Consider the following 26,375-nt stretch of genomic DNA (forward strand, 5'->3'; position numbering starts at 1 on the left):
CGAAGCGGAGCGGAGCTCGACCGGCGCGAACATCGCCTCTCGTCGCCGCGTGTCCGAGCGATTCGCTATTGTTTCGAAATCTGGTGGGGATCTCTTGGGGGGGAATCATGACCGCTGCTGACCTTTTGGCGGAGTTGGACGCCGCCGCCGCTTCCGAACCTGCGCTGGCGCGGGTGTCGGTCATCGGTGGCACGACCCAGTTCGACGTCGGGCTACCTGCCGCGGTGCCGGTGGCCGCCCTGATCCCGGACCTGGTGGCGCTGATCAGTTCGCGGACGCCTAACGTCGAGGACACCGAGGCCCGGCCTATGCCCATTCGCGATCATTGGACGCTGGCGCGGGTCGGCCGCGAGCCCATCGCGCCCGGGCGGACATTGTCCGAGGCGGGGGTGCGGGACGGGGATCTGCTGATCTTGCGCTCGGTTCCAGCGCGTGAGACCGCGGTGCTCTTCGACGATGTGATCGATGCCGTCGCGCGAATCGGCGAGGCCCAGTTCGCGAGTTGGAGTGCGTTCGCCGCCCGGGTGATGGGCTATGTGGTCGCCGTCGCGGCGTCCGTCCTGTTCGCACTGGCGCTGTTGCGCGAGCGAAGCGAACACGAGAGTTGGTGGCCGTCGGTCATCGCGGTGCTCGTTACCCTGGGTTACGTGGTCGCCGGAGCCGTGATCGGTCGGTACTACCTCGACCGCACCACGGCTGCGATCACCTCGCTGTGTGCGGTCCCCTGTGCCCTCGCGACGGGAATGATGCTGCCGCCAGGTCCTTTCGGGGCGCCTCACCTCACGCTGGCGTGTGCGGTCGCTGTGGTTGTCGCCGCGATGTCGTACCGGATCTCGACCGCCGGGCCCCTCGTGCATGCCGCGGTGATCACAGCTGCGCTGTTCGGCGCAGGCGCGGGTGCGGTACAGATCCTGTGGGCGCCGGGGTCCGCCGGAATGGGTGCGCTGTTGTGCGCCTTCGCGATTCTCGCCACGTCTTTCGCGTCGCGGATCACCATCCTGTTGGCGCGACTGCCGCTGCCGCCGGTGCCCACGGCCGGCGCCGCGATCGATCCGGCGGATTCTGCACCGCGTCCGGCGATCGAGGGCATCGGAGCCATCGGGGCCATGGCGCTTCCCTCCGCGGCCGCCCTTGAACAGCGCACGCGAACGGCCGGCCGATACCTCACCGGCCTCATCATCGGCACCTCCACAGCAGCCGTGGCCGGGATGGCGCTCGTCGCATACCCGACTCCTGACTTCAGTTGGCGCGGTACGGTGTTCGCGACCATCATCGCGGTCGTGCTATGCCTGCGGGGCCGGTCTCACACCGATCTCGCGCAGGCGTCTGTGCTCATCGGCGCCGGCGCGTTCGGATGGGCCGTGGTCTGCGTCGAGGTGGCTTTCGGACCCGGGGAGCACACCGTCCTGGCCGCCGTCGCCCTCGGTGGGACAACGGTGGTCGCGCTGGTGTGCGGCGTCCTCGCACCGCACTCAGACTTTTCACCCGTGTTGCGCCGGATGGTCGAGATCGTCGAGTATCTGCTGATCGCGGCGATAGTCCCGCTGTTGTTCTGGATCCTCGACCTCTATGCAGCGGTCCGCGACCTGTGATGAGCCGGCATCACGCCGGCGGCCGGGCAGGATCGATGCGTTCACGCGTCATCCGAGCGACAGTGGTTGTCGCAACGGCAATGCTGACGGCGCTTCCTGCGCTACCGGCCGCCGCGATCCCGCCACCGGCCGTCGACATCGCGGCGTTGGTTCGGGACGCGCCTGTCGCACCACCCGAGGCCACGGAGCAGAAGATGCTGTGTGCCAAGCCCGTTCTGGCCCCTGGCACGGACATCGCCGAACCGTCCGCCGCGCAGACGATGATGCGACTACCCGAGGCCTGGCGTTTCAGCCGCGGCAGTGGGCAGCGGGTAGCGGTCATCGATACGGGTGTGACAAGGCATCCGCGATTGCCACGTATCACGGCGGGCGGTGACTATGTCTCGCGCTCCGATGGGACCGACGACTGCGACGGACACGGCACGCTGGTGGCCGGGATCATCGGCGCCCAGCCCGCGCCGGGCGACGCCTTCGCCGGCGTGGCCCCCGAGTCGTCCATCATCGCCATCAGGCAGTCCAGCGCGGCCTTCGAGCCGAAGGACCGCAAACGCACCGGGGACCCAGGCGAGAATCCCACCGTCGGAATCGGTTTCGGGACGGTGCAGACACTCGCGTACGCGATCGTGCGTGCGGTCGGCCTGGGAGCCACCGTCATCAACATCTCCGAGGTGGCCTGCGGACCGTCCGGGACGAACCTGCTCGACAAAGAACTCGGCGCCGCGGTGAAGTACGCCTTCGACCGCGATGTCGTGGTCGTCGCCGCCGCGGGAAACCTGGTCGCCAACTCCCAGTGTTCGCAACAGAATCCACCCCCGAATCCCGCCGCTCCGGGCCTGGACGGCTGGGACACGGTCACCACGATCGCTAGCCCGGCCTGGTACAAGCCCTATGTGCTGAGCGTGGCCGCGGTCGACTCCGAAGGCGGTTCGCCTGCGGACTTCAGCCTGGCCGGCCCCTGGGTCGGCGTCGCCGCGCCGGGCACCTCGATCCTGAGCCTCGACAGCACCCGCGGCTCGAACCGATTGGTGAACGCCCAGGAGGGCGATCAGGGTCTGGTGAGTGTCGACGGGACCAGCTTCGCCGCCCCTTACGTCGCCGGCGTCGTGGCGCTGGTCCGTGCGAAGTTCCCCGAACTCGACGCGGGACAGGTCATCGAGCGAATCACCCGTACCGCTCATGCCCCGGGCACCGGACGGGACAACGCGGTGGGCCACGGAGTGATCGACCCGGTGGCTGCCCTCACCTACGAGATCCCCGATACCGAATCCGACTGGACTGTGCCGCAACCTATCTCGGCGCCAGCGGTGCCACCGCCCGTCGACCACCGACCACAGGCGATCGCATTGATCGGCGTCGGGGTGTGCGCAGTGTTGCTTGCGGCAGGATGGGCGGTGTCGATGCCGGCCCGTCGGCTGCGCCGTCTCGACCCCGACGAATACTGATCACGGCGAACCTGATCGGATCGATCACCACCCCCGGACACGTTGGGGGGTGACCCGGATCAACGTCGAGTATTCGGCACGGAACTTCTCCGGGGTGTAGTCCATAGCGGACATCGCCTCCCGGTATTTACCCACATACGCATCCCATTCAGCTCCCGTAGGGCCGGTCGGGTCTTCATCGGCGTCACCGGTGAACACCGCCACGTCACCACCTCCGCTGTTGGAGTTGAAGTTGACCGCCACCCGGCCGCGCACGATGTTCGCGAGCTTGGGCGTCCGGGGTTCACTGAAGATCAGAAACTGCTCTCCAGACCACAGGAACCACACCGGGGTCGGAACCGGTGTCTGCGATGCGTTGATGGTGGTGAGCCATACGACGTCTTCGGAGTCGAGACGCTCACGTTGTCGCGGGGTCAGTGCCAGAGCTGAAGGTGTCATGTTCGTCACAACGCCGTCGCAGCGGGTGATTCTTCCCCATCGTCCACCCGAATCTGCACCGCCCACCGGTGGTGACCGGTGGGCGGTGCGAAAACGGGTGGGTGCGGCTAGGTGGCGCGCGCCGGACGCAACTCGCGGGGCAACGCGAACGTCAATGTCTCCTCCGCGGTGGTCACCTTCTCGACTCCGTCGAAGCCGTTCGCCTGCAAGACCTCGAGCACACCGCGTACCAGGACCTCGGGCACCGAGGCACCGGAGGTGACACCGACGGTCTGCACACCCTCGAGCCAGGCGAGATCCATTTCCCGGGCGTAGTCGATGAGATACGAGGCCTTCGCGCCGGCCTGGAGCGCGACCTCGACCAGTCGGACCGAGTTCGACGAGTTCTGCGAACCGACCACGATCACGAGGTCACACTTGGGAGCCATGGCCTTGACCGCAACCTGGCGGTTTTGGGTGGCGTAACAGATGTCGTCGCTGGGCGGATCGTTGAGCAGCGGAAACTTCTCGCGGAGACGCGAGACGGTCTGCATGGTCTCGTCGACGGACAGGGTGGTCTGGGAGAGCCAGATCACCTTCGACTCGTCGCGCACGGTGACGCCGTCGACACTTTCTGGACCGTCGACGAGCTGCACGTGCTCAGGCGCCTCGCCCGCGGTGCCCTCGACCTCCTCGTGGCCTTCGTGACCGATGAGCAGGATGTCGTAGTCGTCGCGGGCGAACCGCTTCGCCTCCTGGTGGACCTTGGTGACCAAGGGGCAGGTTGCGTCGATGGTGCGCAGATTGCGGCTGGCAGCGGAGTCATGAACCGCCGGGGACACCCCATGGGCGGAAAAGACCACCAGGGCACCTTCGGGCACCTCATCGGTCTCGTCGACGAACACCGCCCCGCGATCAGTCAGTGTCTCCACGACATGGCGGTTGTGGACGATCTCCTTACGGACATACACCGGAGCACCATGCTTCTCCAGGGCTTTTTCCACGGTTTCCACCGCACGGTCTACGCCGGCGCAGTAACCGCGCGGCTCTGCGAGCAGGATTGTCTTGCCCGATGGGCTGTTCTCGGCCGAACTCATGATGTTCAGCCTACGGGCAATACGACCCTACTGGTGGTCACCACCGGTGGCATGAGGCACAGTATTGGCATGATTCGACCACCTTATGCCGCCAGGGTCGCCGCCGGGGTAGTTGTAACCGTGCTGGAAGAGACGCGAAAACTGCCCACCACCGCCATCACATTGCCGATGAGTGCGGTCAGTCAGACACTGCAGGCCGTGATGCGATTTCAGCAGGGCATCGCTGAAATGGCGATCAAAGGGGACGACATCTTCGAATCCTTGCTCGGCCGGGCCGAAGAGGAGCCCGAGTGGGCGACGTTCGATGAGGACGACGACGCCGAGGACAGCGACGACAGCGCACCCACGGTTGCCGCCGCACCGATCACCCCGGCGACGACCACGGTGACATCGGAGGACGAGAAGCCCGAGACCGCCGACGACGACCCCGAGGCCACCGCCGCACCAGCAGGCACCGGGCGATTCGCGCTCTACAGCTCGACACCCCACATCGAGAAAGAAACTCCTGTCGCCCGACGATCCGCGCAGAAGTCGCCGGAAATCGTTGTGATGCTCGATTACGACACACTCACCCTGGCGCAGCTGCGGGCGAAGTTGCGTGGCGTCGGTCTGCCCGAGCTCAAAGAGCTGGCCGAGTACGAGAAGGGCAACCGCGCGCGGGCACCGTTCCTCACCATGCTCGACAACCGCGTGACGGCTGCGAGCAAGTAGCCTGCCGCGTGAGCAATACGCCCGAATCAGCGTGGCCTGTCCGCACCATCAACACGAAGATCGCCGAGTGGCTCCACAAGCTCGGGCAGGTCTGGGTCGAGGGTCAACTGACCCAGATCAATCGCCGTCCCGGAACACGGACGGCGTTCTTGACACTGCGCGACCCGGCTGCCGACATCTCGATCCAGGTGACCTGCAGCCCCGACCTGCTCACCCGCGCGCAGGTCCCCCTCACGGAGGGCGCACGGGTGGTGATGCTCGGTCGTCCGGTGTTCTACACCGGACGCGGGACCGTGTCACTGCGGGTCACCGAGATCCGGCCGGTCGGGATCGGTGAACTCCTCGCTCGCATCGAGCGGCTGCGTCGACTACTCGCAGCCGAGGGATTGTTCGACACCGCCCGCAAGCGGCCGCTGCCATTCTTGCCCGGAACCGTCGGGCTCATCACCGGCCGCGCCAGCGCCGCCGAACGCGACATCATCTCGGTGGCTCGGTCCCGCTGGCCCGCAGTTCGATTCGAGGTGCGCAACGCGCCGGTCCAGGGGCCTTCGGCGGTCCCGCAGATTCTCGGGCACCTTGCCGAACTGGATGCGGACCCACATGTCGATGTGATCATCCTGGCCCGCGGCGGAGGCAGCGTCGAGGACCTGCTGCCGTTCTCCGACGAGGCGTTGTGCCGTGCTGTGGCCAAGGCGTCTACGGCGGTGGTCAGCGCCATCGGGCACGAACCCGATTCCCCGTTGCTCGACCTGGTCGCCGACCTGCGCGCGGCGACGCCGACCGACGCGGCCAAGCGAGTGGTCCCGGACGTGCTCGCCGAGCTCTCCCAGATCCGAGAGTTGCGAGCGAGAAGTGCTGGTGCACTGCGAAATTGGGTGACCACCCAAGTTCGCGGTCTCGATTCTCTGCGCGGGAGGCCGGTACTGGCCCATCCGTATCGGATGATCGACGACCGGGTCGACGAGATCGAGCGCGCAACCCGGGACATCCGGCGTGACGTCGCCCGGTGCGTCGGGAGTGAGGAACAACGCGTCGACCATTTGGCCGCGCGTCTTGCGACCCTCGGCCCCGCCCAGACCCTGGCCCGCGGGTACGCGGTCGTGCAGCGTGTCCCGGGGGCGGCGAGCAACAGCGACGAGCAGCCCCATGTGGTGAACTCGGTGCACGACATGCCGATCGGCAGTCAACTGCGGGTCCGGGTCGCGGACGGCGCCACCAGGGCCGCAGTCATGGGCGTGGAGAAGAAGAACTGATGTGAGCCGATGCTTGGAGGAAAGAAGACGTGCCACCGAAGAAGCCGGCAGAAGACGACGCCACGCCGATCGCCGAACTGGGATACGAAGAAGCGCGCGATGAGTTGATCGTTGTGGTGCGCACCCTCGAGCAGGGTGGCCTCGACCTCGATGCCTCGCTCGAGATGTGGGAGCGCGGTGAGGCTCTCTCGCGGCGTTGTGAGGAACACCTCGAAGGCGCGCGCAAACGTATCGAGTCCGTGCTCGGCAGCGACGATCCAGATGGCGACCTCGACGACGACGAAGACTTCGACGACGAGAACTGATCGGGCGCTGCGCACCCTCTCCTCGGTCCGCGCGTTTATGTGGCTGCGGCACGTCCTGCAATACTCGAAAGCGTGGCCGCTAAACCTCGCATCCTGAACAACAACAAGGACATGATCTGGTCGTTGATCCCCTTGTTGTTGCTGTGCGTGTTCGTGGCGATGGTGTCGGGGAACTGCTCGGTCGGTCTTTCGGGCGGTTCGGGCGACGACAAGGTCCCGGCCTACGACATCGACAGCGGACTCAAGGCCGACGCCAGGAGCCTGGCCTTCCCCATCCGGCTCCCCGCCACCCCGAACGACTGGAAGCCGAACAGCGGCACCACGACCGCGCTCGAGAACACCTCGGTGTCGAACTCCGGTTACATCACGTCCAACGGCGTGTACATCCAGCTCAGCCAGACCGACGCGACGGAGGATTCTCTGGTCGGGTCACTCGCCGGAGACGAGCGTCTGCTCGGAGCGGGTACCCGTGAGGCCGGGGGGTCGAAGTGGGTCGTCTACGCCAAGCCGGATGGCGGACGAACGGTCTGGGTCACCGACCTGGGAGACGTGCGCATCGGCCTGATGTCGAACAAGGGCAAGGAAGAGGATTTCCAAACGCTCGCGACGGCCACCCTGTCCGCTTCGCCCCTGCCGGGCCGCGGCACCGGACCGCAGGTGCTCCCCACCAAGTAGTACTTTCGTCGCTCAATATCCACCTATTGGGTGAGGACTGATGTCCTCAGGTCCCTATAAGCTTCCTTCCCATGGCAATGTTCTTGTATCGGCTGGGACGGTTCTCTTTTCGACACAAGTGGTGGGTGATCGTCAGCTGGTTGCTGCTCGGTGCTCTGGTGATCGCGTTGGTCGCCGCATTCAACCCCGAGTTCTCCAAAGATTTCGAACTCCCGGGTACCGACTCGGACAAGGCGATGTCGATCATGGAGAAGGACTTCAGCGCGGTCAACGAGCGGCAGATGGAGGCATCGACCAGTGTTCTCATCGCCGCGAGCGACGGGCTGGCGGCTCACACCGATGACATCGACGGGCTCGTCGCAAAACTGAAGACGCTGCCCGACATCTTCGAACCCGAGACCATCGTCAACCCAGTCACCGTGGCCGCCGCCGACCCGGCGATCGCCGCCTCGGTCCTCGGCGACAACGGGCAGGTCGGCCTCATCCAAGTCCAGCAGAACATCAACGTCGAAGACCTCACGATCGACGACAAGGAACAGTTCGAGGACATCATGAAGGAATTCCGGACCGGTGGACTCGACGTCCGCGGTACGGGTTCGCTCATGCAGGTCCAGGAACAAGGCGGAACGGCCGAGATGCTCGGCTTCGTCGTCGCGTTCGTGGTGATGATCGTCGCATTCGCAGCACTGGTCGCCGCGTTCATCCCGATCATCACCGGCATCTTGGGTGTTCTCATCAGCATCAACCTGGTCACCCTCGGTGCCGGGATCTTCAACATGAACGAGAGCGCGACCGGCATCATCACGATGCTCGGCATCGCGGTCTCCATCGACTACGCGCTGTTCATCGTCTCCCGGTATCGCACGGAGCTGAATCTGGGCGGCACGCGTGAGGCCGCGGCCGGGCGCGCCGTCGGCACCGCGGGAACGGCCGTGGTCTTCGCGGGTCTGACGGTTGTCATAGCGGTCGTTGCGCTGGCCGTTGTGGGCATCCCGTTCGTCTCGCAGATGGGTGCGGGCGCCGGACTCGCGGTCGTCATCGCGGTCCTGGGGGCCATCACGCTCATCCCGGCCCTGCTCGGGGCCTTCGGCAGATTCGTCTTCTCGCCGCGGATCAAGGGCCTGCGGCATGGTGACGAGCCCGAGAGCAAGGTGTCCAACGGCCAGCGAACCGCGAAGTTCCTCGTCAAGTACCCGCTTCCGGTCGCGCTGGTGGGACTGGCGTTCCTCGCGATCATCGCCACCCCGATGACCAAGCTGGAGCTGGGGCTGTCCTTCTCGTCCGACGCCGAGGTGCCGGCGACCGAACTCCTCAAACGGGGATTCGGCGAAGGTGTCAACGGGCAGTTGCTCGTGGTCTTGAACGAGAAAGAGGGCGGCGACGTCGCCACGGTCGCGACGGAGACGATCGATCACATCAAAACCCTGTCCAATGTCGCGAACCCAGACCAGCTGGTCTGGATCGGCAACGGTCCGGACCAGGCGAACTCGCAAGAGGGGGCCACCGCTGCCCTGATCTCGGTGACGCCGCAACAGTCGCCCAGCGGTGAGCAGACCCATGAATTGATGGAACAGATCCGGGACTACTCGTCGACCGCCGAATCCGATGGGGCGACGCTCAATGTCGGCGGCCAGACGGCGATCATGTCGGACATCTCGGCGAAGCTGAGTTCGGCGCTGATCCCCTACCTGATCTTGGTGGTGGGACTCGCCTTCATCATCCTGATGGTGGTGTTCCGGTCGATCCTGGTGCCGCTGACGGCGACGATCGGGTTCATCTTCTCGATCTGCGCGACCTTCGGTGCGACCGTTGCAATCTTCCAGGAGGGGATCTTCGGCCTGATCACCCACACGCAACCGATCATCTCGTTCCTGCCGATCTTCATGATCGGCGTGGTGTTCGGACTGGCGATGGATTATCAGGTCTTCCTGGTCACCCGAATGCGCGAGGAATACGTGCACGGCCTGTCGGCGAAAGAGGCGGTGCTGGTCGGCTACAAACACGGCGCCCGCGTCGTCGCCTCCGCAGCGGTCATCATGATCTCGGTGTTCGCGTCGTTCATGTTGGCGCCCGACACCACCTCGAAGATGATGGGCTTCGCCCTCGCGGCGGCCGTGTTCTTCGACGCCTTCATCATCCGGATGATCGTGGTTCCTGCGGTCATCGCACTCATGGGTGACAAGGCCTGGTGGATGCCCGGGTGGCTCGACAAGATCGTGCCGGACGTCGACATCGAGGGTGCTTCGATTCGGGAGATCCCGATCGACGACACCGTCGCGCCCGACGGAAAGCCGTTGGCGAAGGCAGACGCCACCAGCTGATCGACTCTGCGAACAACGGACCCCCTCGGCCACGGCCGAGGGGGTCCGTTTGTTGTGACGCGCCTCACGTACGATTGCGTAGACCCTTCGAGCTCCGGAGAACCGTGTGCCGCCACCGCTGACCCGACCGTCGAGCGCGCTGCGTATCGACCAGGATCCCCGAGTCCACCTGCGCCATCTGGACTCGCTGTTCGAGCAGTGGTCCTCGACCGGCGCAGTACCCACCGGTGTTCGCGAAGAGGTCGCCCGGTCCTGGCAGCGTCAGCCGGCGCACTACCGCGGGGCCGACTATCGCCCAGCCGACGAGGTCGCCCGTCGCCGCGACGCTGATCCGCTGCTGAACCACGCATCGGCCGCGTTGCGCGAACGCTTGCTGACCAGTTGCACCGACACCGCCACCGAACTCGTCCTGTGCGACAGCGACGGGGTGGTGCTGTGGGTCGCCGGCCCGCCGAACGTACGCAAACGGTCGGAGAACCTCGGTTTCGTAGAGGGTGCCTCGTGGACCGAGAAGGCCGTCGGCACCAACGCTCTCGGAACCGCGATGGCCGACCGGTCCCCGGTGCAGATCTTTGGTTCCGAACACGCGCACCCGAGCCATCACAGCTGGGTCTGCACCGGGGCCCCGATCATCGATCCTCGCGACGAGTCCGTCCTCGGGGCCATCACCCTCTCGGGCGGGCTACGCACCGCGCACCCGCACACACTGTCCCTGGTCTGCTCGACCCTCGACGCGGTCAACGCCGAGCTCCGGATGATCCATCAGGACGGTCTGCGCGGTCGCAGCGACGCGGCGTCCGGTTTGCTCGGGCCACCCGGTGCCGACTCCCTGGTCGTCGACGGCAACGGCTGGGTGATCGCCACCCGGGGTATCGCTGTCAGCGATCGGCTGTTCATTCCCGGCGGTCTGGCGTCGGGCACGGTGTGGATTCCCAGCCTCGGACACTTCGACGCCCAGGCGGTCGGCGACCTGTGGCAACTGCGGCGTGCCACCCGCAATGCCACCTCGCTGATCCTGCAGGCCGAACCACCCTGCGCACTGGTCTCGTTCGATGACCAGGAGCAGGCGACGCATCCGTTGACGCGCCGGCAGTTCGACCTGCTCCGCATCCTCGCCGCACACCCCGCGGGCCTGAGCGCCAGGGAGCTGGCGACGAAGCTCTACGGCGGCGGCGATCACACTGTGACCGTGCGGGCCGAGGTATCCCGGATCCGGCGATCTCTCGGCCCTCTGCTCGCCCAGCGGCCCTACCGGCTGACGGTGCCGGCGTCCTGCCGGTAGATCTGCAACTCCCTGCAACCCTTCTCCACGGTCTGGGACCCTTCTACCGTCAGGTGTGATCCACCTCACGCGAAGGAGTTGACCATGACCACCACCGTCTCGCCCACCCAGACGGCACGGGCCTTTCTCACCGACCTGGAGCAGGCGCTAGCACATGCCCAGCAGACCGGCGAAGTCGGCGCTGTCACCGAACTGTTCGTCGACGATTGCTACTGGCGCGACCTGGTGGCACTGAGCTGGAATCTCACCACCGCCGAGGGCAAGGACGACCTCGCGGCCATGCTGACCGCGACCCTGCCGACCTCGGCTCCGAGCAACTTTCAGCTCGAGGGTGAGGCGACTGAAGACGACGGCGTCACCACCGCTTGGTACACCTTCACGACACCGGTGTTACGAGGCAAAGGCCTGATGCGCCTGCGCGACGGCAAATGTTGGACGTTCCTGACCTCCGCCCAGGAGCTGCTGGAGTTTCCCGAGAACAAGCGCAGCAGGCGCATCAAGGGCGCGGAACACGGTGTGGTCCCCGGCCGGAAGAACTGGCTCGATCGACGCACCGAGCAGCAAGAGACCCTCGGCATCACGACCCAGCCGTACACGCTCATCGTCGGTGGCGGGCAGGGCGGCATCGGCCTCGCCGCCCGCCTGCGCCGCCTCGGCGTCTCGACCCTGGTCATCGACAAGCACCCACGGCCCGGTGATGAGTGGCGCGGACGATATTACTCACTGTCCCTTCATGATCCGGTCTGGTACGACCACATGCCATACCTGCCGTTCCCCGACGACTGGCCGGTGTTCACCCCCAAGGACAAGATGGGTGACTGGCTCGAGAGCTACGTCAAGATCATGGAACTCGACTACTGGAGCAACACCACCTGTAGCAACGCCACCTTCGACGAAGCCACCCAGCAGTGGACCGTCGAGGTGGAACGGGACGGGGAAACAGTGATTCTCACCCCGACCCAGCTGGTGCTCGCCACCGGCATGTCGGGTATCCCGAACATTCCGGAGATCCCGGGTGCGGACACCTTCACCGGCGACCTCGTGCATTCGTCGCAGCATTCGGGCGGGGCAGAGTACGCGGGCAAGAAGGCAGTAGTCCTGGGCGCCAACAACTCCGCGCACGACATCTGCGGTGACCTGTACGAAAACGGCGCCGACGTCACGATGATCCAGCGCTCGACCACGCACATCGTGAAATCGGAATCGCTGATGCGGGAGGTGCTCGGTGGGCTGTACTCGGAAGAGGCCCTGGACAACGGTATCGACCATGAGACCGCCGACCTGATCTTCGGATCAATCCCTTACGGTCTGCTCGCCGACTTCCAGATCCCGGCGTGGAACACCATTCGCGAGCAGGACAAGGAGTTCTACGACAAGCTCGAGGCCGCCGGTTTCATGCTGGACTTCGGCGACGACGACTCCGGACTCTTCCTCAAGTACCTGCGTCGAGGCTCGGGCTACTACATCGACGTGGGTGCGTCCGAGCTCATCGCCGACGGGAAGATCAAACTCAAGTCGCCTGCCCACATCACGGAGATCAGACCCCGTTCGGTGGTGCTCTCGGACGGCACCGAATTGGAGGCCGATCTCATCGTGCTGGCCACCGGTTATGGATCGATGAACGGCTGGGCGGCGAAACTCATCTCCCAGGAAGTCGCGGACAAGGTCGGCAAGTGTTGGGGCCTGGGGTCGAATACCACCAAGGACCCGGGACCGTGGGAGGGCGAGCTGCGCAACATGTGGAAGCCCACCGCACAACAGAACCTGTGGTTCCACGGCGGCAACCTCCACCAGTCGCGGCACTACTCGCGCTATCTCTCGCTACAACTGAAGGCCCGCGAAGCCGGGATGAACGTCAATGTCTACGGCCAGGCACCGGTGCATCACCTGCAATAACGGGCATGAAAGGATGGCCTCAACCCTTTCGCCGCGATTTCAGGAGGCCCTCCATGTCAGCCGATTCCACCCAGTTCGAGGCCCCCGACCGCAACTTGGCGATGGAGCTCGTGCGGGTCACCGAGGCCGCTGCCCTCGCAGCGGGCCGCTGGGTCGGTAAAGGCGACAAGAACGGCGGCGACGGCGCCGCGGTCGACGCGATGAGGCAACTGCTCTCCACCGTGTCGATGCGCGGCGTCGTCGTGATCGGCGAAGGCGAAAAGGACGAGGCGCCGATGTTGTACAACGGCGAGGAGGTCGGCAACGGCGAGGGCCCCGAGGTCGACGTGGCGGTCGATCCGATCGACGGCACCACCCTGATGGCCGAGGGCCGCCCGAACTCCATCGCGGTGCTCGCGGTGTCCGAGCGCGGCACCATGTACGACCCGTCGGCCGTCTTCTACATGGAGAAGATCGCCGTCGGACCCGAGGCCGCCGGTGTCATCGACATCAACGCGTCGGTCGAGTTCAACGTGCAGGCAGTTGCCAACGCCAAAGGTATCGAGGTCGCCGACCTCACCGTCGTCGTCCTCGATCGCGAACGCCACGAGGGTCTGATCGGCGAGATCCGGGCGGCCGGCGCCAAGGTTCGGCTCATCTCCGACGGCGACGTCGCGGGCGCCATCGCGGCGGCCCAGGAAGAGAGCTCCGTCGACATGCTGATGGGCATCGGCGGCACCCCCGAGGGCATCATCACCGCCGTGGCGATGAAGTGCATGGGCGGCGAGATCCAGGGCAAACTCTGGCCGCGCAATGCCGCCGAGAAGCAGAAGGCGCTCGACGCCGGCCACGACCTCGACCGGGTCCTCAAGACCGAAGATCTCGTCAGCGGCGAAAACATGTTCTTCTGCGCCACCGGCGTCACCAACGGTGACATGCTCCGCGGCGTCAGCTATCGCGCCAACGGTGCGACCACCCGCTCCCTCGTGATGCGCTCGCGGTCCGGCACCATCCGCAACATCGAGGGCCGGCACACCCGCCAGAAGGTCGCCGAGATCGCCCAGAACACTTTTCAGGACTGAGCGCCTCTCGAGTAGTCCGAAGCCTGGCGTTTGCCCTGCAGGTCGCAGCGATACGATGCAGCGCGTGAGTGAACAAGCTTCAGCCCCAGAGTTTCTCTACTCAGATCTGCTCCCGACCGACGGCGACGACACCCCCTACCGACTGATCACCACCGAGGGGGTGTCGACGTTCGACGTCGACGGTCAGCGCTTCCTCAAAGTGGATCCGGAGGCCATCCGGACGCTGACCGCCGAGGCGATGCATGACATCAGCCATTACCTGCGGCCGGCCCATCTTGCGCAGTTGCGCAAGATCATCGACGACCCCGAGTCCTCCGGGAACGATCGTTTCGTCGCGCTCGATCTGCTGAAGAACGTCAACATCTCCGCCGGTGGTGTACTCCCCATGTGCCAGGACACGGGCACCGCGATCGTGATGGGTAAGAAAAGCGAAGGTGTGTTGACCGGCGCCGACGACGCCAGGTCCATATCGCGGGGCGTATACGACGCATACACGCAGCTCAACCTGCGGTACTCGCAGCTCGCGCCGCTGACCACCTACGACGAGAAGAACACCGGCACCAATCTGCCCGCACAGGTGGAGATTTACGCGACCGAGCAGGGACCGAAAGGTCCCGAATACAAGTTCCTGTTCATGGCCAAGGGCGGCGGCAGCGCGAACAAGTCGTTCTTGTTCCAGGAGACCAAGGCCATCCTTAACCCGACCGGGATGCTGAAGTTCCTCGACGAGAAGATCCGATCACTGGGTACCGCGGCCTGCCCGCCGTATCACCTGGCTGTCGTCATCGGGGGCACCTCCGCCGAGTTCGCGCTCAAGACCGCGAAATACGCTTCCGCCCACTACCTGGACAATCTCCCCACGACGGGGTCGATGTCGGCACACGGCTTCCGGGACCTCGAGCTCGAAGACGAGGTCTTCAAGCTGACCCAGTCGTTCGGGATCGGCGCTCAGTTCGGCGGCAAATACTTCTGCCACGACGTCCGCGTGGTCCGACTCCCCCGCCATGGCGCGTCCTGCCCTGTCGCGATCGCCGTTTCCTGCTCGGCGGACCGGCAGGCGCTCGGCAAGATCACCGCCGACGGGGTGTTTCTCGAGCAGCTCGAGACCGATCCGGCGAAGTACATGCCGGCAGCCGGTGTGGCCGAAGACATCGCCGGTGGCGAGGTGGTCGAGGTCGACCTCAACCGTCCGATGTCGGAGATCCTCGAGCAGCTGTCGCAGTATCCGGTGAAGACCCGGCTGTCCCTCAGCGGACCGCTGGTGGTGGCCCGCGACATCGCCCACGCGAAGATCAAGGAGCGCCTCGACGCCGGCGAGCCGATGCCCGACTACCTACGCGACCACCCCGTCTACTACGCCGGGCCCGCCAAGACGCCCGAGGGCATGGCGTCCGGATCGTTCGGTCCGACGACCGCGGGCCGGATGGACAGCTACGTCGAACAGTTTCAGGCCGCAGGTGGGTCAATGGTCATGTTGGCCAAGGGAAATCGTTCGAAGCAGGTCACCACGGCCTGCAACACCCACGGCGGCTTCTACCTGGGTTCGATCGGAGGCCCCGCGGCAAGGCTGGCCCTGGACTGCATCAAGAGCCAGGAAGTCATCGAATACCCTGAACTCGGCATGGAAGCCGTGTGGAAGATCGAGGTCGAGGATTTTCCGGCCTTCATCGTCGTCGACGACAAGGGCAACGACTTTTTCACCGATCCCGGCGGCGCCGTCAGCGTCCCGCTGAGTGGCGTCAGGATCCGATCCAAGGAGCGTTGAACATTGAGTGAGCAGGCCTATCGCATCGAGCACGACACCATGGGCGAGGTCCGGGTGCCGATCGACGCCCTGTGGCGCGCCCAGACGCAGCGTGCCGTGGAGAACTTCCCGATCAGCCACCGGCCGCTCGAGAAGACGCAGATCCGGGCGATGGGTCTGCTGAAGGCCGCGTGCGCCCAGGTAAACAAGGACCTCGGGTTGCTCGACGCAGCGAAGGCCGATGCGATCATCGCCGCCGCCACCGAGATCGCCGATGGCAAGCACGACGACCAGTTCCCGATCGACGTGTTCCAGACCGGCTCTGGCACCAGCTCCAACATGAACGCCAATGAGGTCATCGCCTCGGTGGCCAAGGCCGCCGGGGTCGACGTGCACCCCAACGACCACGTGAACATGTCGCAGTCGTCGAACGACACCTTTCCGACGGCCACCCATGTGGCGGCCACCGAGGCAGCGGTCACCGATCTGATCCCGGCGCTCGAGCACCTGCAGAAGGCGCTGTCGGAGAAGGCCACCGAGTGGCGCACGGTCGTGAAGTCGGGCCGCACCCACCTGATGGATGCAGTACCCGTGACCCTCGGCCAGGAGTTCGGTGGCTACGCGCGTCAGATCGAGGCCGGCGTCGAGCGCGTCACCGCGACCCTCCCCCGTGTCGGCGAACTGCCGATCGGCGGCACGGCCGTTGGTACCGGTCTCAACGCCCCAGGCGGGTTCGGTACCAAGGTCGTCGCCGAGCTGATCAAGCTGACCGGTGTCGAGCAACTCGCTCTGGCCAAGGACAACTTCGAGGCGCAGGCCGCCCGCGACGGACTGGTAGAACTGTCCGGCGCGCTCAAAACCGTCGCGGTGTCGCTGACGAAGATCGCGAACGACGTCCGCTGGATGGGGTCCGGCCCGCTGACCGGTCTTGGCGAGATCGCTCTCCCCGACCTACAGCCCGGGTCGTCGATCATGCCCGGCAAGGTCAATCCGGTTCTTCCCGAGGCAGTTACTCAGGTCGCCGCGCAGGTCATCGGTAACGACGCCGCCGTCACGTGGGGCGGCGGCAACGGAGCGTTCGAGCTCAACGTCTACATCCCGATGATGGCGCGCAACGTCCTCGAGTCGGTCAAGTTGCTGGCCAACGTCTCCCGGCTGTTTGCCGACCGATGCATCTCCGGTCTCGTCGCCAACGAGGAGCATCTCAAGGAGCTCGCCGAATCGTCCCCGTCGATCGTTACCCCGCTCAACAGCGCCATCGGTTACGAGGAAGCGGCAGCCGTCGCGAAACAGGCCCTCAAGGAGAAGAAGACCATCCGCCAGACCGTGATCGATCGCGGCCTGATCGACGACAAACTCTCCGAGGAAGAGCTCGACAAGCGCCTCGACGTCCTCAAGATGGCCAACCTCGACCGCGAGCGGTAACCCCGGCCCTCCCGATTTTGGTGGCTTTTGGTGAGCCCGACCTGGGCTTTTACTCACCGGAAGCCACCAAAATCGGTATCGTGGGGCGGTGCTGTTCCCGTTTCCGACCGACTGGCAGACCGCGCTGGTCCTGATGCCGCACCCGGATGACCCCGAGTATGGCGTCGCGGCGGCGGTCGCGAAGTGGTCGACGGCCGGCAAATCCGTGGTTTACGTGCTGGCCTCCCGCGGCGAAGCCGGCATCGAGGGCATGGCGCCCGCCGCGGCCGGTCCGGCCCGCGAGATCGAACAACGCGAATCAGCCCGGATCGTCGGTGTCGAGTCGATCGAGTTCTGGAACTTCCCCGATTCGGCCATCCAGAACACACCCGAACTCCGTGCCGCAATCACCGAGGTCATCACGCGCGTGCAGCCTCAGGTCATCATCTCGATCTACGGCGGGCCTGGATGGGGTCCGGAGTACCTCAATCAGTCCGACCACATCGAGTTCGCCGCCGCTGTGCTGCAGGCCTACGACGCCCTCGATGACAAACCCCGATGGCTGTTCGAGAACAGCCCGGACGTCACACATGTCGAGGAGGTCCGGGACTTCGTCGGCGTCGCGGTGGAATCACTTGCGGCACACGCGCAGTACCTGTCAGTACTTGATCCGGCCACACCCGTCGTCGAGCAGGCCCGCGCTCAGGTCGAGACGGTCACCGCCGCCCGCGAGGACTACGACAACCAGCGGGTCGTGACGTTCGAACTCAAACGCCGCACCCGATGATGGGTTGTTTTGGCGAAGCTGACGTGCGCTTTTGTTCGCCAGAACGACCCATTATCGGGGGTGGAGGCTAGGCGAGGCCGATGCTGATCACCGGCTGCCTCGCGGGATCGAGCCACTGGACGACCTGGCGCATGACATCGCGGTCGATGGCGACGCATCCCCAAGTCGGTTCCCCGTTGCTGACGTGCAGGAAGATCCCGGCGGCGTACCCGGCGACGCGTTGCGGGTTGTGGGCGATGTTCACGACGTAGTCGTAGATCTCACCGGTCGACAGGATGTGTTCGCTGTCGCCGCCGGGATTCTCTGCCTGGCGGACGTGGCTGTTGTAGGTCGGTGATCCCGGCAGTGCGTCCCACCAGTCCTGATCGTCGGCCTGGAAGTACGACATCTTCGTGCCCGGGTTCGGTTGGTTGCCGAAGGCCTGATCCAGCGCGAACGTACCCATCGGTGTCCGCCAGACGTTGTCGCGCGGTACCCCGAGTCCCTCGGATCCGAGGTAAGCCTCGGTGGGTCCGATCACGCTGGTCCACTCACCGGATTCGCCGCGCTCCCAAGCGGTCAGCGTCGCGGTGGTGTCCGAGACCGATTCGGCGGTCACAGTGATCATCTGCGTCGAGGTCGGGAACGACGACGGCGACGTGACATCGGCGCGGGCGGGGGCAGGAGCGACCAACACGGTCGCGGCACAGACAAGAGCGGCCATTGCAAACATCAGCCACATACGTCTCATAGACAACTTCAGCACCAGGAGATTATGTCAGCGCCGTAAGCCGTACTACGTATCGGAGCGGTCACAGTGCTGCACTATTCTGATCAAGGCCAGCGGGGCCTGTCACGCACGTCACTTCACTGCTGGCATATTCCACTAGTTTCGGGGGTCTTTATGCCGCTCGCTCCGGGCAGCGTCTTTGCCGGCTATCGAATCGAACGCCAGCTCGGCGCCGGTGGTATGGGTGAGGTCTATCTGGCACAGCACCCGCGCCTGCCCCGCTCGGATGCGCTCAAGATCCTGCCGACGTCCATTCCCGGTTCGAGCGCTACGTCCGACGACGACTACCGTCGCCGCTTCGTCCGCGAAGCCGACCTCTCGGCGAAGCTGTGGCACCCCAATATCGTCGCGGTACACGATCGCGGCGAATACGAGGGCCGGCTGTGGATCAGCATGGACTACGTTCCCGGCACCGACGCCGCGGAACTGCTGGCCGTCTACCCCAAAGGCGTCCGACCCGACCTGGCGTTGCAGATAGTCACCGAGGTGGCCGCGGCGCTCGATCACGCGCACGCACAGGGACTACTCCATCGCGACGTGAAGCCGGGCAACATCATGCTCACCGAGGCCACCCCACATCGGGTGATGCTGACGGACTTCGGGATCGCACGATCCATCGGTGACGTAGGCGACATCACCCAGACCGGCCTGGCGGTCGGGACCCTTGCTTACGCGGCACCGGAGCAGCTTCGCGGGCAACCCGTCGACGCGCGTGCGGACATCTATGCCCTCGGCGCCACCGCCGGCGCACTCTTGACCGGCGCACCACCGGGCCTCGGCCGCGACCTACCTCCCGCCGCGGCGCAGGTCATCAACCGTGCTCTCGCAGCGGATCCGGAGCAGCGGCAACACAGTTGCGCCCAGTTCGCGAGCGAGCTCGCTGCGGCGCTAAATCTACCGCCCGCGCAACCGGTTTCACCGGCGCCAGAATCGGACCTGACCAAAGGCGACCACCCGCCCCACGCCCCGACCCTGCTCGGGCTCCCCACCGCTCGGCCGAGCACGAGCCCGGTGTCGCCATCGCAGGAGAACACTCCGACCCAGTTCGCCGCGACGCCGCCACCAACTCCTCCACCACCACCGTTTCGGCCGGGTCCGCCGGCCCCGGATCGGCCTTCCCGGACACCGCTGATCGTCGGTCTGCTCGCCGTCATCACCGTGATGGCACTCGGAGTCATCGCAGGCGTCATGTTCTGGCCGAAGGACGATGGAGCCGATCAGACTGCGTCGCAATCGGTCTCGACTCAGGCGAGCCCGGTGCCCGGCTCGGTCGCCCCCGGTGTCATCGAGCAGGCCCCGCTCACCCCGACCACAGGTCCCACCCAGACCACACCCACCGCGTCCACCACCGCTCCACCTGTCCCGGCGCCCAATCCCGCTGACCTCGGCTTGGCGACCCCCATCAGCACTCCGGCCTGCGACGGCGCGGGCATCGTTGTCGTCGCGAATGCGACCAATCCATCGTCCTACCGGGACGAGATGGCGGCAGCGCTGGCGGCAAATCCCGGGGCCCAGTACCTGCGGACAGACTTCTCGTGCCCCTCGCTACGTCAGCGCGACGACAACGGCAACCTGATCTATGCCGCGTATGTCGTTGTCGGGCAGGGTAAGACCGCTATCTGCAACGCTTTTGGCCGTTTCGCCGATGACGACTACGGCAAGGTACTGGACACGGTGAGCGATCCGACGGTGTTCATCACTCGGTCGGACTGCTGACCCCGACCACCCACCCGTTTTCGCGCCTTCCACCCACTGTTTCCGGTGGCGGGCGCAAAAACGGGTGGGTGAGGCGTTACATCCCGCTCGGCGCGAACTCCTCCAGCATCTCGGTGACAAGCGCCGCGATCGGCGACCGTTCACTCCGGGTGAGCGTGACGTGGGCGAACAGCGGGTGTCCCTTGAGCTTTTCGATCACCGCGGCCACACCGTCATGACGTCCGACCCGGAGGTTGTCCCGCTGCGCGACATCGTGGGTGAGGACCACCCTCGACCCGGATCCCAAGCGCGACAAGACCGTCAGCAACACGTTGCGTTCGAGGGACTGGGCCTCGTCGACGATCACGAAGGAATCATGCAGCGACCGACCACGAATGTGGGTCAGGGGCAACACTTCCAGCATGCCGCGGCTGAGCACTTCTTCGATCACCTCGGTCGATGCCAGCCCTTCGAGGGTGTCGAACACCGCTTGCGCCCAGGGACCCATTTTCTCGGACTCGCTGCCCGGAAGGTAGCCGAGCTCTTGTCCGCCAACGGCATACAGTGGCCGGAACACCACGACCTTGCGCTGCGTCCGTCGCTCCAGCACCGCTTCGAGACCGGCGCACAAGGCCAGCGCCGACTTGCCGGTACCGGCCTTACCGCCCATCGATACGATGCCGACGCTGTCGTCGAGGAGCAGGTCGAGCGCCACTCGCTGTTCTGCGCTGCGACCCCGCAGTCCGAACACCTCGCGGTCACCCCGCACGAGTTGCACCTGCTTCTGCGCGTTGACGCGACCCAGTGCACTGGATCCGCCTCCGAGAAGCCGGATTCCGGTGTGGCAGGGCATGTCCCGTGCCCCATCGACATCAACGACCCCTTCGGCGAACAGCGTGTCGATGGTCGAGGAATCGCATTCGAGCTCAGCCATCCCCGACCAGCCCGACGTCACCACGTCCTGGGCGTGGTACTCGTCGGCGGCCAGCCCGACCGCGCCCGCCTTGATGCGCAGCGGCGTGTCCTTGGACACCAGGACCACGTCCTTGCCCTCAGCACGAAGGTTCAAGGCACAGGCGAGGATTCGGGCATCGTTGGTATCTGTGCGGAACCCCAGTGGCAGTACCGACGGGTCCGTGTGATTGAGCTCGACCTGAACCGTTCCACCGGCATCCCCGATGGGGATCTCTTGATCGAGCCGACCGTGCTCCAAGCGCAGATCGTCGAGCATCCGCAGCGCTTCCCGAGCGAACCAGCCGAGTTCGTGGTGGTGACGTTTACCCTCGAGTTCTCCGATGACCACCAACGGGAGAATCACGTGGTGTTCGGCGAAACGTGTTGCTGCCCAAGGATCGGACAACAATACAGACGTGTCGAGGACGTAGGTACGAGCATCGCTTGTAGTCACGAAAGGCTCCTAGGCCTGGTGGCACCACACAGGCTGGTGTTGCTGGACCGGTCGGTTCCGGTGAAACCGGCAGAGTTGCCGCCTCCACAAGGACCGGGGCCGGTCCTCTCGCACTCACGTGAGCAAGTCAACGATCGAACCTCCCGGACGAACCACTTCCCCGCGGCCCGTCACTCGTCAAAGTACGCCGAGTGCGGCGTGTCGGCAGGGCGGGAACGGCGCGTGTCCGTGAATAATCGGTTAACTGTTCGACTTGGCAACGGGCGGTATTTCTGCGGCCATTTGCACCCCGTTCCGGGTTGCTATCGTCGGACTGTATGAGCACCCTCATCGCCGAAGACCTGCTATTGCTGCTGCTCGACGACGAGAAGGGCACGACCCCCGCATCTGTGCCGGTGCCCACGGTTCTCGGCGGGGCAATCCTTATGGAACTCGCTCTCATCGAAGCGATCGGCATCGGAAAGAGGCCGAGCAGGTGGACCGCGGCCAAGGTCAGGGTCGCGCGGGCGGAGGCCGCCACCGACCCCGTCTTGCGCCGCGCCGTCGGCATCGTCGCGGAGAAGGAGCTTCCCGCTCAGAGCCTGCTCGGTCGTCTCGGAAAGGGACTCAAGGACGAGCTCGGTACACGTCTGGCCAAGATGAGCTTCGTCGAACACCGATCCGAACGCATCCTGGGGGCGTTTCCCCACACCACCTGGCCCGCGGTGAATCGCAGCCACAAGCTCGACCTACGCCGCGACATCACCGCGGTCCTCGTGCACGGCAACCCGCCCGACGACAGGACCGGCGGACTGATCGCCCTGCTCTCGAGCATCAACCGCGCGCACATGGCGGTCGACACCGACGAGGTTCCCCGGCGAGAACTCAAGAAACGCGCTAAGACGATCGCAGAGGGCGACTGGGCGGCACAGGCGGTCGCCGATGCCATCGCCGCAGCGACAGCTGCCATCACTGCCGCAACGGTGGCATCCGTCGCGGCTTCCTCCGGGAGCTGAGTTCTACAGGCCCGCGGCCGACAGCACGCGCCGGCGCGCTGCCTCGCTGACCTCGTCGAGCCCGTCGAGGCTCTCCAGTTTGAGGTCCGCCACCAACGAGCGCGCGACGAACCCCACGGCGTCAGCGTTGAACTTGGCAATCGCATCCAGTTCACCGAAGTTGTCGACGTCGGCACCGATCAGTTCCAGTTCGGCCACAGCCTTGTCGACAGACTTGAGGGCTTCGGTGATGTTGGCGTCTATTCCGGCGTTGATGAAGGCGGTGAACGTCTTCGCCTGCACGCGGTCGTCGTGCAAGATTTTGCCGACGATGCCTTCGAGCACCTCACTGTCGGACTCGGCGATCAGCTTCTCCTCGAAGGCGACGCACTGCAGTTCGTGAACCGCCAGCAACGCCAGGACGTCGAGGATCTGGTAGTCGGTGAGCGAACGTGGGGTCTGCAGCTTGCCCTTGGTCATGTGTTGCAGACGCAGGGCCTCGGCGACCTCGGGGTCCATGAGCCGCGAGACCACCAGGTAGTCGCGCAGCGCGATGGCATGCCGGTTGTCTTCGGCCGTCCAAGAGCCGATGACTTCTTGCCAGGCACCGAAAATCGAGGCTTTCTGCGCCATCAGCCGGTGATAGGACGGCATGTTGTCCTTGGTCAGCAGCAGCGCGAGCAACGCCGACGTGACGTCCTCCGGCAGTGGCCGCGGCTGGTCGGGGTCGAAGTCCTCCCCACCCAGGAATGCGTAGTTACGTCCGTCGGTCCACGGCACCCAATCATGCGGATTCCACGGCGACGCGGCCGCGTTGTGGTCTTCCATGATTTCCGGGATCGCCTTTTCCAAGGCATAGAGCAACTCGTCCTGGGTCAGATCATTCACCCGGACAGCGTAGAGGTCGTCCTCGCATATGTGAAACCGGCTACTGCTGCGTGCTCAGCAGTCCCCACTGTTCGAGACCCTCGTACAGCGGGAAGTCGAGCGCGAGCTGCGAGACGCGGGCCCGCAGGGCCGAGACGTCCGCCGACTGTCCCGCGGCCAGCGCGGTGCCGATGATGTCGGCGACCTCACGGAATTGCTCCTCGCCGAAACCGCGGGTGGCCAGCGCCGGCGTACCGATACGCAGACCCGAGGTGACCATCGGGGGACGCGGGTCGAAGGGCACCGCGTTGCGGTTGACGGTGATGCCCACCTGGTGGAGCAGGTCTTCGCCCTGCTGGCCGTCGAGCTCGCTGTTGCGCAGATCGACCAGCACCAGGTGTACGTCGGTGCCACCGGTCAGGACCGATACCCCGGCCTTGGCGACGTCCTCGCCGTTCAAACGCTCGGCCAGAATGCGGGCACCGTCGAGAGTGCGCCGTTGGCGCTCCTTGAACTCGTCGGAGCCGGCGATCTTGAGGGCCACGGCCTTCGCGGCGATCACGTGCATGAGTGGACCGCCCTGCTGACCGGGGAACACGGCCGAATTGAGCTTCTTGGCCCATTCCTTCTTCGCCAGGATCAGCCCGGAGCGGGGTCCGCCGAGGGTCTTGTGAACAGTCGTCGAGACCACGTCCGCGTACGGCACCGGCGAGGGATGCAGGCCCGCGGCGACCAGGCCGGCGAAGTGCGCCATGTCGACCCACAGGTGCGCGCCGACCTCGTCCGCGATCGAACGGAAGGCCTCGAAGTCCAGCGTGCGCGGGTACGCCGACCACCCGGCGACGATCACCTTGGGCTTGGCGTCGAGGGCGATCTTGCGGACGTCGTCCATATCGACGCGGAAGTCTTCTTTGCTGACGCCGTAGAAAGCGTTCTCGTAGAGCTTGCCCGAGAAGTTGAGCCGCATGCCGTGGGTCAGGTGACCGCCGTGTGCCAGGTCCAGGCCGAGCAAGGTCTCACCAGGCTCCATCAGTGCGGCCAGCACTGCCGCATTGGCCTGTGCGCCCGAATGGGGCTGCACATTGGCGAAATCGGCGCCGAAGAGTTCCTTGGCACGATTGCGCGCGATGTCCTCGACGACGTCGACGTATTCGCAGCCGCCGTAGTAGCGGCGTCCGGGGTAACCCTCCGCGTACTTGTTGGTCAGGACACTGCCCTGGGCCTGCAGAACTGCCCGAGGCACGAAGTTCTCGGAGGCGATCATCTCGAGGGTGTCGCGTTGCCGAGTCAACTCCCCGTTCATCGCGGCCGCCACATCCGGGTCCAGCTCAGCCAGGGATGCGGTGTTGACGTCGGTCATGTGTCTCCTTAGACGCTCGCGGCGCGGTAGATTCGGCACCCGCCAGTGTAGGAGACCTGCCGGGGCCTGGGTTAATCCCCTGCCAGCTCGGCACGTAGCGCCGCGGGCGTCAAGGGTTCGTCGAGCAAGCGACCGAACCGGCCGAGGCGATCGGCTGCGGGTGCGACATCCAGCCATGAGCCCAGCAACCGATACCCCTCGACATATGTGCTGATGTACGCACGCCAGAGCGGCGACGACAGGAATCGAAGCATCTGCCGAGCTCGTTCGTCGGTCGCCAGCAGCCACGTCCGCAGGTAGGCGGCCACCGAGTCCGGATCCCCTCCCCGATCGTGCAGCAACAGCGCGGCATCCTGCCGGACCCCGAGCAGTCCTCCCGTGGCCGCGCCGATCGCCTCGGCGCGCTGCCCGTCGAATCGCAATCCGAGGTCTGCATAGATCTCTTGCGCCCACCTGCCCCACCCCGGCCCGATGGCGGCCACGAGCGCGTGATCCGCAAGTCCCTCCGCCATCAGGCACTGGGGCGTATTCACGAGAAAGATCGACTGTTCGTGCTGACCGGCACCGACGAGAAATTGTTCTTTTCGGCAGTGTTCGGTGTGATGGCCCGGGTACGCCTCGTGTGCGATCAGGTGCGGCAACGACGACATGTACTGAGTGAGATCGCCATTGATCGCGACCCGCGAGCGGTAGTCGCCGAGGTAGTAGTTGAAACCCGACCACGGCTTGTCCGAGACCACCTCGAACTCGACGACCTCGGCATCGGGAAGCGGGTACGTGTCGCGGACCTTCTCCCGTAGCGCTCCGCTGAACGCGGACACGGCGTCTGCGATCATCTCCCGCGGGATCTCCTCAGAGCGGCGGTGGGCGGCGTACCGGACCGCGAGGTCGCCGGTACCCGGGAGCAGGGCATCGAGGTCGGCGTGCGCCTGCCGGTAGAGCTCGGGGTCACCCATCTCTATGTCGACGTCGAAGTAGTTGCGAACCTCGTCCACGAATCCGATGTCGTCGCCGGCGAACTTGCGGGCCGAACATTCGAGCGCCGTGAGCGCCGAATCGATGAACCCGGTCCGGGTCTTGTCGAGTCCTGCACCCGGGAGTTCGGTGCGTAACCAAGCCGCCTGCCGGGCAAGCGCTCTCGGATCGGGCGCCGGCGCGTTCTCGACCTCTCGCCGTAGGGACGGGTCCCCCGTGAAGGCATCGACGAATCCGGGTTCGAGGCCGTCGAAGGCCAATCCGAGTCGTAGATACTGCTCGACGAGCGCGGCGGTGTTCATGGGCGTAAACGCTACCGAAACCACCCCGACGTTTCCTC

The 26,375-nt window shown here is 65.4% G+C and carries 22 protein-coding genes; 15 read left to right on the forward strand and 7 right to left on the reverse strand.

The genetic code is table 11. From position 1 onward, the window contains the following. The first annotated feature begins 107 nt into the window (after positions 1-107). On the forward strand, positions 108-1,592 hold the full coding sequence (gene eccD, locus J3S28_RS21040) for a type VII secretion integral membrane protein EccD (protein WP_207842695.1): 1,485 nt from the start codon (positions 108-110) through the stop codon (positions 1,590-1,592). A gap of 35 nt (positions 1,593-1,627) precedes the next feature. Continuing rightward, a complete protein-coding gene (gene mycP / locus J3S28_RS21045) occupies positions 1,628-3,034 on the forward strand; it encodes a type VII secretion-associated serine protease mycosin (protein ID WP_207842696.1) in 1,407 nt (468 codons plus the stop codon). A 24-nt stretch (positions 3,035-3,058) separates the two neighbouring features. Here the strand turns inward: mycP and J3S28_RS21050 are convergent, their stop codons facing one another. Together J3S28_RS21050 and J3S28_RS21055 are read right to left on the reverse strand one after the other, a co-directional pair. Then, positions 3,059-3,472 (reverse strand): TIGR03667 family PPOX class F420-dependent oxidoreductase, encoded by a 414-nt coding sequence (locus tag J3S28_RS21050; RefSeq protein ID WP_207842697.1) that lies wholly within the window; start codon positions 3,470-3,472, stop codon positions 3,059-3,061. 107 nt (positions 3,473-3,579) lie between these two features. Continuing rightward, positions 3,580-4,548, reverse strand: a complete 969-nt coding sequence (locus tag J3S28_RS21055; protein WP_207842698.1) for a 4-hydroxy-3-methylbut-2-enyl diphosphate reductase — start codon at positions 4,546-4,548, stop codon at positions 3,580-3,582. Between the two features lie 69 nt (positions 4,549-4,617). Here J3S28_RS21055 and J3S28_RS21060 point away from each other — a divergent pair, with 69 nt between their 5' ends. The 11 genes from J3S28_RS21060 to J3S28_RS21110 all read left to right on the forward strand — a co-directional run bounded on the left by J3S28_RS21060 (position 4,618) and on the right by J3S28_RS21110 (position 17,987). After that, positions 4,618-5,259, forward strand: coding sequence for a lipid droplet-associated protein (locus tag J3S28_RS21060; protein WP_207842699.1), 642 nt, complete (start codon positions 4,618-4,620; stop codon positions 5,257-5,259). A gap of 8 nt (positions 5,260-5,267) precedes the next feature. Then, positions 5,268-6,512 carry an exodeoxyribonuclease VII large subunit gene (xseA, locus tag J3S28_RS21065; protein ID WP_207842700.1) on the forward strand — a complete coding sequence of 415 codons (1,245 nt, stop codon included), beginning with the start codon at positions 5,268-5,270 and terminating at the stop codon, positions 6,510-6,512. A gap of 29 nt (positions 6,513-6,541) precedes the next feature. Beyond that, positions 6,542-6,817, forward strand: a complete 276-nt coding sequence (locus J3S28_RS21070; RefSeq protein ID WP_207842701.1) for an exodeoxyribonuclease VII small subunit — start codon at positions 6,542-6,544, stop codon at positions 6,815-6,817. Positions 6,818-6,889: 72 nt separating this feature from the next. After that, on the forward strand, positions 6,890-7,492 hold the full coding sequence (locus tag J3S28_RS21075; protein ID WP_207842702.1) for a DUF4245 domain-containing protein: 603 nt from the start codon (positions 6,890-6,892) through the stop codon (positions 7,490-7,492). 71 nt (positions 7,493-7,563) lie between these two features. After that, on the forward strand, positions 7,564-9,813 hold the full coding sequence (locus J3S28_RS21080) for an MMPL family transporter (RefSeq protein ID WP_207842703.1): 2,250 nt from the start codon (positions 7,564-7,566) through the stop codon (positions 9,811-9,813). A 106-nt stretch (positions 9,814-9,919) separates the two neighbouring features. Beyond that, on the forward strand, positions 9,920-11,095 hold the full coding sequence (locus J3S28_RS21085; protein WP_207842704.1) for a sigma-54-dependent transcriptional regulator family protein: 1,176 nt from the start codon (positions 9,920-9,922) through the stop codon (positions 11,093-11,095). Positions 11,096-11,179: 84 nt separating this feature from the next. Then, a complete protein-coding gene (locus J3S28_RS21090) occupies positions 11,180-12,991 on the forward strand; it encodes an NAD(P)/FAD-dependent oxidoreductase (RefSeq protein ID WP_207842705.1) in 1,812 nt (603 codons plus the stop codon). 53 nt (positions 12,992-13,044) lie between these two features. Next, positions 13,045-14,052 carry a class II fructose-bisphosphatase gene (gene glpX, locus J3S28_RS21095; RefSeq protein ID WP_207842706.1) on the forward strand — a complete coding sequence of 336 codons (1,008 nt, stop codon included), beginning with the start codon at positions 13,045-13,047 and terminating at the stop codon, positions 14,050-14,052. A 55-nt stretch (positions 14,053-14,107) separates the two neighbouring features. After that, the gene (locus J3S28_RS21100) at positions 14,108-15,817 is read left to right on the forward strand and encodes a fumarate hydratase (RefSeq protein WP_237341860.1); all 1,710 of its coding nucleotides are present in this window, start codon (positions 14,108-14,110) and stop codon (positions 15,815-15,817) included. Positions 15,818-15,820: 3 nt separating this feature from the next. Further along, complete coding sequence (locus J3S28_RS21105) at positions 15,821-17,221, forward strand: class II fumarate hydratase (RefSeq protein ID WP_207842708.1); 1,401 nt, start codon at positions 15,821-15,823, stop codon at positions 17,219-17,221. A gap of 133 nt (positions 17,222-17,354) precedes the next feature. Then, positions 17,355-17,987 carry a PIG-L deacetylase family protein gene (locus tag J3S28_RS21110; RefSeq protein WP_207842749.1) on the forward strand — a complete coding sequence of 211 codons (633 nt, stop codon included), beginning with the start codon at positions 17,355-17,357 and terminating at the stop codon, positions 17,985-17,987. A gap of 67 nt (positions 17,988-18,054) precedes the next feature. Here J3S28_RS21110 and J3S28_RS21115 read toward each other — a convergent pair whose 3' ends face one another. After that, positions 18,055-18,732: a L,D-transpeptidase family protein gene (locus J3S28_RS21115; RefSeq protein ID WP_307797296.1), complete on the reverse strand. Its 678-nt coding sequence runs from the start codon at positions 18,730-18,732 to the stop codon at positions 18,055-18,057. 138 nt (positions 18,733-18,870) lie between these two features. Between J3S28_RS21115 and J3S28_RS21120 the strand changes: the two genes are divergently transcribed. Beyond that, a complete protein-coding gene (locus J3S28_RS21120) occupies positions 18,871-20,472 on the forward strand; it encodes a serine/threonine-protein kinase (protein ID WP_207842709.1) in 1,602 nt (533 codons plus the stop codon). 76 nt (positions 20,473-20,548) lie between these two features. On the opposite strand, the gene phoH2 is transcribed toward J3S28_RS21120, so the two are convergent. Then, positions 20,549-21,859 carry an RNA 5'-3' helicase PhoH2 gene (gene phoH2, locus J3S28_RS21125; protein ID WP_207842710.1) on the reverse strand — a complete coding sequence of 437 codons (1,311 nt, stop codon included), beginning with the start codon at positions 21,857-21,859 and terminating at the stop codon, positions 20,549-20,551. A 317-nt stretch (positions 21,860-22,176) separates the two neighbouring features. Here phoH2 and J3S28_RS21130 point away from each other — a divergent pair, with 317 nt between their 5' ends. Next, positions 22,177-22,854: a GOLPH3/VPS74 family protein gene (locus tag J3S28_RS21130; protein WP_207842711.1), complete on the forward strand. Its 678-nt coding sequence runs from the start codon at positions 22,177-22,179 to the stop codon at positions 22,852-22,854. Positions 22,855-22,857: 3 nt separating this feature from the next. Here J3S28_RS21130 and J3S28_RS21135 read toward each other — a convergent pair whose 3' ends face one another. The 3 genes from J3S28_RS21135 to J3S28_RS21145 all read right to left on the reverse strand — a co-directional run bounded on the left by J3S28_RS21135 (position 22,858) and on the right by J3S28_RS21145 (position 26,337). Continuing rightward, the gene (locus tag J3S28_RS21135; protein ID WP_207842712.1) at positions 22,858-23,721 is read right to left on the reverse strand and encodes an acyl-ACP desaturase; all 864 of its coding nucleotides are present in this window, start codon (positions 23,719-23,721) and stop codon (positions 22,858-22,860) included. A 40-nt stretch (positions 23,722-23,761) separates the two neighbouring features. Continuing rightward, entirely contained in the window at positions 23,762-25,060 is a 1,299-nt protein-coding gene (glyA, locus tag J3S28_RS21140; RefSeq protein ID WP_207842713.1) for a serine hydroxymethyltransferase, read from the reverse strand. 71 nt (positions 25,061-25,131) lie between these two features. Then, a complete protein-coding gene (locus J3S28_RS21145; protein ID WP_207842714.1) occupies positions 25,132-26,337 on the reverse strand; it encodes a DUF885 domain-containing protein in 1,206 nt (401 codons plus the stop codon). Positions 26,338-26,375 lie beyond the last annotated feature (38 nt).

Origin of the sequence: Williamsia soli, assembly GCF_017377795.1 — a bacterium.
In the GTDB taxonomy this organism is placed as follows: domain Bacteria; phylum Actinomycetota; class Actinomycetes; order Mycobacteriales; family Mycobacteriaceae; genus Williamsia; species Williamsia soli.

Excerpts from the sequence above, each read along its gene's own strand:
- eccD (WP_207842695.1), top strand. The coding sequence starts at position 108 with ATGACCGCTGCTGACCTTTTGGCGGAGTTGGACGCCGCCGCCGCTTCC.
- mycP (WP_207842696.1), top strand. The coding sequence starts at position 1,628 with ATGCGTTCACGCGTCATCCGAGCGACAGTGGTTGTCGCAACGGCAATG.
- J3S28_RS21050 (WP_207842697.1), bottom strand. The coding sequence starts at position 3,472 with ATGACACCTTCAGCTCTGGCACTGACCCCGCGACAACGTGAGCGTCTC.
- J3S28_RS21055 (WP_207842698.1), bottom strand. The coding sequence starts at position 4,548 with ATGAGTTCGGCCGAGAACAGCCCATCGGGCAAGACAATCCTGCTCGCA.
- J3S28_RS21060 (WP_207842699.1), top strand. The coding sequence starts at position 4,618 with ATGATTCGACCACCTTATGCCGCCAGGGTCGCCGCCGGGGTAGTTGTA.
- J3S28_RS21080 (WP_207842703.1), top strand. The coding sequence starts at position 7,564 with ATGGCAATGTTCTTGTATCGGCTGGGACGGTTCTCTTTTCGACACAAG.
- J3S28_RS21090 (WP_207842705.1), top strand. The coding sequence starts at position 11,180 with ATGACCACCACCGTCTCGCCCACCCAGACGGCACGGGCCTTTCTCACC.
- glpX (WP_207842706.1), top strand. The coding sequence starts at position 13,045 with ATGTCAGCCGATTCCACCCAGTTCGAGGCCCCCGACCGCAACTTGGCG.
- J3S28_RS21100 (WP_237341860.1), top strand. The coding sequence starts at position 14,108 with ATGCAGCGCGTGAGTGAACAAGCTTCAGCCCCAGAGTTTCTCTACTCA.
- J3S28_RS21110 (WP_207842749.1), top strand. The coding sequence starts at position 17,355 with ATGCCGCACCCGGATGACCCCGAGTATGGCGTCGCGGCGGCGGTCGCG.
- J3S28_RS21120 (WP_207842709.1), top strand. The coding sequence starts at position 18,871 with ATGCCGCTCGCTCCGGGCAGCGTCTTTGCCGGCTATCGAATCGAACGC.
- J3S28_RS21130 (WP_207842711.1), top strand. The coding sequence starts at position 22,177 with ATGAGCACCCTCATCGCCGAAGACCTGCTATTGCTGCTGCTCGACGAC.
- glyA (WP_207842713.1), bottom strand. The coding sequence starts at position 25,060 with ATGACCGACGTCAACACCGCATCCCTGGCTGAGCTGGACCCGGATGTG.
- J3S28_RS21145 (WP_207842714.1), bottom strand. The coding sequence starts at position 26,337 with ATGAACACCGCCGCGCTCGTCGAGCAGTATCTACGACTCGGATTGGCC.